General features: G+C 66.1%; 8 protein-coding genes. 5 read left to right on the top strand and 3 right to left on the bottom strand.

Translation table 11 applies throughout. The features are described 5' to 3' along the window. Positions 1–152 precede the first annotated feature (152 nt). On the bottom strand, positions 153–1,082 hold the full coding sequence (locus tag AC13EK_RS01795) for a LysR family transcriptional regulator (RefSeq protein ID WP_069336110.1): 930 nt from the start codon (positions 1,080–1,082) through the stop codon (positions 153–155). 122 nt (positions 1,083–1,204) lie between these two features. Here AC13EK_RS01795 and AC13EK_RS01800 point away from each other — a divergent pair, with 122 nt between their 5' ends. From AC13EK_RS01800 to AC13EK_RS01815, 4 genes are all read left to right on the top strand, one after another. Further along, positions 1,205–1,903 (top strand): pirin family protein, encoded by a 699-nt coding sequence (locus tag AC13EK_RS01800; protein ID WP_004208647.1) that lies wholly within the window; start codon positions 1,205–1,207, stop codon positions 1,901–1,903. A gap of 145 nt (positions 1,904–2,048) precedes the next feature. Continuing rightward, a complete protein-coding gene (locus AC13EK_RS01805) occupies positions 2,049–2,369 on the top strand; it encodes a hypothetical protein (RefSeq protein ID WP_004208646.1) in 321 nt (106 codons plus the stop codon). A gap of 29 nt (positions 2,370–2,398) precedes the next feature. After that, entirely contained in the window at positions 2,399–3,295 is an 897-nt protein-coding gene (locus AC13EK_RS01810) for a pirin family protein (RefSeq protein ID WP_069336109.1), read from the top strand. A gap of 11 nt (positions 3,296–3,306) precedes the next feature. Next, positions 3,307–3,687 carry an OsmC family protein gene (locus AC13EK_RS01815; RefSeq protein WP_069336108.1) on the top strand — a complete coding sequence of 127 codons (381 nt, stop codon included), beginning with the start codon at positions 3,307–3,309 and terminating at the stop codon, positions 3,685–3,687. A 12-nt stretch (positions 3,688–3,699) separates the two neighbouring features. Here AC13EK_RS01815 and AC13EK_RS01820 read toward each other — a convergent pair whose 3' ends face one another. Together AC13EK_RS01820 and AC13EK_RS01825 are read right to left on the bottom strand one after the other, a co-directional pair. Continuing rightward, complete coding sequence (locus AC13EK_RS01820; RefSeq protein WP_069336107.1) at positions 3,700–4,164, bottom strand: low molecular weight protein-tyrosine-phosphatase; 465 nt, start codon at positions 4,162–4,164, stop codon at positions 3,700–3,702. After that, the gene (locus AC13EK_RS01825) at positions 4,161–5,609 is read right to left on the bottom strand and encodes a helicase HerA domain-containing protein (protein ID WP_004208642.1); all 1,449 of its coding nucleotides are present in this window, start codon (positions 5,607–5,609) and stop codon (positions 4,161–4,163) included. The genes AC13EK_RS01820 and AC13EK_RS01825 overlap by 4 nt, the downstream gene beginning before the upstream one ends. Before the next feature lie 114 nt (positions 5,610–5,723). On the opposite strand from AC13EK_RS01825, the gene AC13EK_RS01830 reads away from it, so the two are divergent. Next, positions 5,724–6,061 (top strand): phosphoenolpyruvate carboxylase (locus AC13EK_RS01830; protein ID WP_483021996.1); only part of this gene is annotated, 338 nt, incomplete at its 3' end.

A 6,061-nucleotide genomic window follows, 5' to 3' on the forward strand; every position in this document is an offset into this window, starting at 1 on the left:
CCCACCTGTCATTGTCGGCGTTGGTCCGGTCGGCGATGCATGGCCGCCATCTTGTCGGATCCCGCCGCAATCTCCTTGGGGTGTGCCAGAAAAACATGATTCATCAAGGGGAAGCGTCGTATCGTCGGGATGACGCGGTCTTTGGCGGACGCCTAGACGTCGCTCATCCCGGCCGCCTCGCGATCGTCCGCGCCCAGCGCGACGAATTGCGCGATCAGCCAGGATGCGGCCGGGCCGGGCGGAGTGTCGCGGCGCCAGATGCCGGAGAAGCGATAGGTGCCGCCGGGATGATCGGGCATGGCGAGCCGCACCAATGTGCCGGCGACCAGATCCGCCTCGATCATCGGCAGCGGCATATTGCCCCAGCCTATGCCTTCGCGCAGCAGCGCATGCTTCGCGCCCAGATCGGCCAGGCGCCAGGTCTTGGGGCTGGCGACCGAGAAATCGCGGCCTTCGGTAAAGCGCGACCGGTCGGTCAGCACCAACTGGGTATAGTCGCGACCGGCACCCGGTGCGATCGCCTCCATCCGGCCGAGCGGATGATCGGGCGCGGCGACCGGGACCATCGGCACCAGGCCGGCGGACATGCTCTCAATCCCCTCGACCCCGGCCGACAGCGGCCCGGAAATGCCGATCACCGCGCTCCGATCCAGCACCATCGCCACGATCGCGCCCAGCGCCTCGGCATGAAGGCGCAGCTGCACCGTGGGAAATTCCTTGGCGAAGGCGCGGAGCACCTTGCCCAGCCGTTCGGCCGGCAGCATTACGTCGACCGCCAGATTGACCTCCGCCTCCAGCCCGTCGAGCAGCCCCTTCACCTTGGCGCGTAGGCCATCCATGCCATGGGCGATGCTGCGGGCCTCGGCCAGCAGCGCGCGGCCGGCGACGGTGAGCTGCGGCTTGCGCGTGCCTTCACGCTCGAACAGCAGCACGCCTAGCTGCGCCTCCAGATTGGCGATGCCATAGCTGATGACCGACACGGCGCGATTGAGCTTGCGCCCGGCGGCGGCGAAACTGCCAGTGTCGACGATGGTGAGGAAGATGCGCAGCTGGTCGAAGGTCGGGGTGCCGGGATTGTTCACTGTTCGATTTCCTGGAACGTTTCGATGGATTTTATCCATCTGAACGGAAATGCGTTCAAGCGCTAATTGGGTCTTCGACAGGGCGGCCCCATCATGGATGCGCCGCCCGCAGGAGACACAAGATGATCGAACTTCGTCCTTTCGACAGCCTGGGCGGCGCCAATCATGGCTGGCTGGATGCCAAGCATCATTTTTCGTTCGCCGGCTATCATGATCCCGCTCGCGTCCATTGGGGCAATCTGCGCGTCTGGAATGACGACACGATCGCGCCGGGCACCGGCTTCCCGCCGCACCCGCACCGCGACATGGAAATCATCACCTATGTCCGCGAAGGCGCGATCACCCATCAGGACAATCTGGGCAACAAGGGCCGGACCGAGGCGGGCGATGTGCAGGTCATGTCGGCCGGCACCGGCATCACCCATTCGGAATATAATCGCGAGGACGTGACGACGCAGATCTTCCAGATCTGGATCATCCCGACCCGCGACGGCGAAGCGCCCAGCTGGGGCTCGCGTCCCTTCCCCAAGGGCGAGCGGAGCGGGCAGTTCGTGACGCTGGCGTCGGGTTACGGGAATGACAATGACGCGCTGCCGATCCGCACCGATGCGCGGGTTGTCGCCGCGACGCTGAAGGCGGGCGAGAGCGCCGAATATCCGATCGGCAAGGATCGCAAGGCCTATCTGGTCCCGGCGACCGGCGCGATCCAGATCGACGATGTGCGGGCCAATGCCCGCGACGGCGTGGCGATCCAGGATCTGGATGTCATCCGCGTGACGGCGATCGAGGATAGCGAGATCGTGCTGGTCGATGCGGCCTGATGATTAAGGGGAGGGGCGCGGGTCATGCGCCCCTTCTTTTCCAGAATATAGAACAGAGTGACCGATTTTATCCGGCTGATCCTGAAAGCACCATCGCACTAGAAGGAAGGCAAGGAAACGGTCCAGACGAACAGGGAGCCTTCTCATGCTGAACATCGCCACCCCGCGCCTCAGCTCCGCCGAATGGCAGGACGTGAAGGCCACCTTGAGCGCCGTTGCCGATTGCGGCTGTGGCGAACCGGCGGCGGCCGGCCCGGTCCGCTCGCGGATCGGCCATGCGCTCGACGCGATCCTGGGACCGAAAAAGGCCCAGCCGGTCACGCTGGCCCCGCATCTGCACGATGTCCGCGAATTTCTCTGCGAATCCGGCCGCACCCGCGCGATCGCCGAACGCCATGTCCCCGCACTCGCCGCGCAGGGCTATAGCCGCGCCCAGATCGAGGCGCTGGCGCTGCTCGGCGCCTGACCCCATTTTCCGAAAAGAGGATAAGTCCCATGTCCATCCGCACTTCAGAAGTCGACGGCGTCGATCTGGTCATCCTGCCCCCGGTCCGCGATCTGGGCGATGGCTTCTCGGTCCGCCGCGCGCTGCCGTCCGCGCATCGCCGGATGGTCGGCCCCTTCATCTTCTTCGACCAGATGGGCGAGGCGACCTTCAACAGCGGCGAGGGGCTGGACGTGCGCCCGCACCCGCATATCGGCCTCGCCACCGTCACCTATCTACTGGAGGGGGAAATCCTGCACCGCGACAGCGTCGGATCGGTCCAGTCGATCCGCCCCGGCGAGGTCAACTGGATGACCGCCGGCAACGGCATCGTCCATAGCGAGCGCACCAGCGAGGAAAATCGCGCCAAGGGCGGCAAGCTGTTCGGCCTGCAGACCTGGGTCGCGCTGCCGACGCAGGCGGAAGAGGTCGATCCCGGTTTTGCCCATCACAAGGCTGACGAAATCCCGACGATCGAGGATGCGGGCACCCGCCTGACCCTGATCGCCGGCAGTTCCGACGGTCTGGTGTCGCCGGTGAAGACCTTCTCCGACATGGTCTATGCCGATATCGTGCTGCAGGACGGCGCCCGCTATCAGCTCAAGGCCGAGCATGTCGAACGCGCCATCTATGTGGTGCAGGGTGAAGTCGAAGTGATTGGCCAGACCGGCGGCTTTGCGACCGGCGAACTGGTGGTGTTCAAGCCCGGCGCAGAGATCATCCTGCGTGCCAGGGGCGCGACCCGGCTGATGCTGATGGGCGGCGAACCGCTGCCCGAAAAGCGCCACATCTTCTGGAATTTCGTCTCTTCCTCGCCCGATCGGATCGAGCAGGCCAAAGCCGACTGGCAGGCCCAGCGCTTCGCCCCGGTGCCCGACGAGCATGAATTCATCCCCCTCCCGGCATAAGGAGCAGCATCATGGCCCAGGGTAGCGCCCATATCGGCAAGGACCGGTATCGCACGGAGATCGTCGTCGGCGGTCATGCCATCACCGCCGACGAGCCGGAGGCGCTGGGCGGCGCCAATCTTGGCCCGGCCCCCTATGATCTGCTGCTGGCGGCGCTGGGTGCCTGCACCGCGATCACGCTGCGCATGTATGCGGAGAAGAAGGGCTGGCCGCTTGAATCGCTCGACGTGGATTTGCGCCTGTCGGGCAAGGAGGAAAAGCGGATCGACCGCACACTGACGATCGTCGGGCTGGACGCGGACCAACGGGCGCGGCTGGCCGATGTTGCCGAGCGGACCCCGGTCACCCTGACCTTGAAACAGGGCCTGCCGATCGCGACGACGCTGGCCTGATCGCGTTGGTGGTCAGGCCTGGAGCCTGGCCACGATCACCCTGGCGGCGCGGGTGACATCGTCCCAAGTGATGTCGAAGCCGGCGTCATTGCCATAATAGGGGTCGGTGACCCCGCTGCCCTCGCGTCCCGGCACCAGATCCATCAGCAGCGACAGGCTGGCGGTGCCGTCGGCGGGACGGATGCGGCGCAGATTGGCGAGATTGTCGCTGTCGAGCGCGAAAATATGGGTGAAGCGGTGGAAATCCGCCGGCTTCGCCTGCCGTCCGCGATAGCCACTGATGTCGATGCCATGGCGCCGCGCCACCGCCTGCGCGCGTGGATCGGGCGCATCGCCGACATGCCAGTCGCCGGTGCCGGCCGAATCCACGACAATATCAAGACCCGCCTGTTCCGCCTCCGCCCGCAGCGCGGCTTCGGCCAGCGGGGAGCGACAGATATTGCCGAGGCAGACGAACAGGACCGACGCCTGCGTCATTCGGCGGCGGCCGTGCTGAGGCCGAGCGCGGGAATACCGATCGAGCGGCGGCCGCCAAAATCGGTGCGCGCGACGATCACGCCCAGCTTCTCCATATATTCGATCAGCCGGCGGACGCGGCCGGGCGAACTGGTACCATAGGCGCGGGCCAGCACGGTGTCCTCGGGGCAGGGCTCGCCCTCCATCGCCGCGCGGGCGATCAGCAGGAACGGGGCCAGCATATCTTCCGGCACCGGATCGGCAGCGCGGATCGGTTCTTCCCAGCGCGGGTCGGCCGAATCGCTCATGCCGGCGAGCGCCATGGCGAAGCGCTTGCGGAAGGCGGGGAGGTCGAGCGGCGGCTTGCGCAGCCCCTTCATCCGGCAACGGACGCCGAAATCCTGGAACAGGGCGGCGACGCTGGGGACGGCTTCGCCCAAATCGGCGACGATCTCGTCCAGCACCGCGATCACGATCGGCTCATTCTCGCCGAAATCCAGCTCCGGCGCGGCCGGCTTGGCCGACGGCACATCGGCGAGCTGGCGCATGATCTCCTCGGCCGGGCGTGCCGGGGGTTCGGCGCGGGGCGGGGGGGGCGGCATCGATTCTTCCTCGACCCGCGCGAACAGCAATTCCTGAAAATCCTCGCCGGTGGTGATCGGCGGCGGCATCAGCTTGTGGGTGCCGCCGCGCGTGCCGGTCTTTACCGCACCGATCTTCACCGCAACCGGGCGGCGCGCGATCGCCGGGCCAAGCCCCAGGAAGCGGCCACGCTCCAGATCGCGGATCTGCTCGGCCTGACGGCGCTCCATGCCCAGCAGGTCGGCGGCGCGGGCCATGTCGATATCCAGGAAGGTGCGGCCCATCAGGAAGTTTGACGCTTCGGCCGCGACATTCTTGGCCAGCTTGGCGAGGCGCTGGGTAGCGATGACGCCGGCCAGGCCGCGCTTGCGGCCACGGCACATCAGGTTGGTCATGGCGGCGAGCGATAGGCGCCGGGCCTCGTCCGACACGTCGCCGGCGGCGACCGGGGCGAACATCTGCGCCTCGTCCACCACCACCAAAGCGGGATACCAATGGTCGCGCGGCGCATCGAACAGGGTCGACAGGAAGGTTGCGGCGCAGCGCATCTGCGCTTCCAGTTCCAGCGACTCGAGGCTCAGCACCACCGACGCGCGATGTTCGCGGATGCGGGCCGCCATCTTGACGATCTCGCGCTCATTATAGTCGCCGGCGTCGATCACGACATGGCCATATTCGTCGGCCAGGGTGACGAAGTCGCCCTCCGGGTCGATCACCACCTGCTGCACCATCGGCGCGCTTTCCTCCAGCAGGCGGCGCAGAAGATGCGACTTGCCCGACCCGGAATTGCCCTGGACGAGCAGACGGGTGGCAAGCAGTTCCTCGACATCGACCAGCACGGGATTGCCCGTGCCGTCATTTCCTATGCTGATGCTGGCGGTCACGAACATCCTTTGGCCCAGCCTGTGGCCTGCGCGCAACCCGTATTGGGCAGTTTGCCAGCGTTGGCCGCGTAATATCTTGACCATCGCATTGTTGCGATGCAGCATCGATCCATCATGGAGAGCATAAACCCCGCCCAATCCGCGCCTGCGATCACGCAGAATCCCGACATCCGTTATCTGGGACGCCTGCTGGGCGATGTCATTCGGGCCTATGGCGGGGAGAAACTCTACAAGCAGACCGAATATATCCGCTCCGCCTCGGTCGACCGTGCGCGCGGGTTGCAGGGGGCGGATCTGACCGATACGGGCCTCGATGCCCTCAATCTCGACGACACGCTCAACTTCACCCGCGGCTTCATGCTGTTCTCGATGCTCGCCAATCTGGCCGAGGATCGGCAGGGGGTGGCGGCGGAACCCGGCGCCGATGTCGCATCGGCGGTGGCCAAGCTCGA

It is taken from the genome of Sphingobium sp. L-44, from assembly GCF_056859495.1.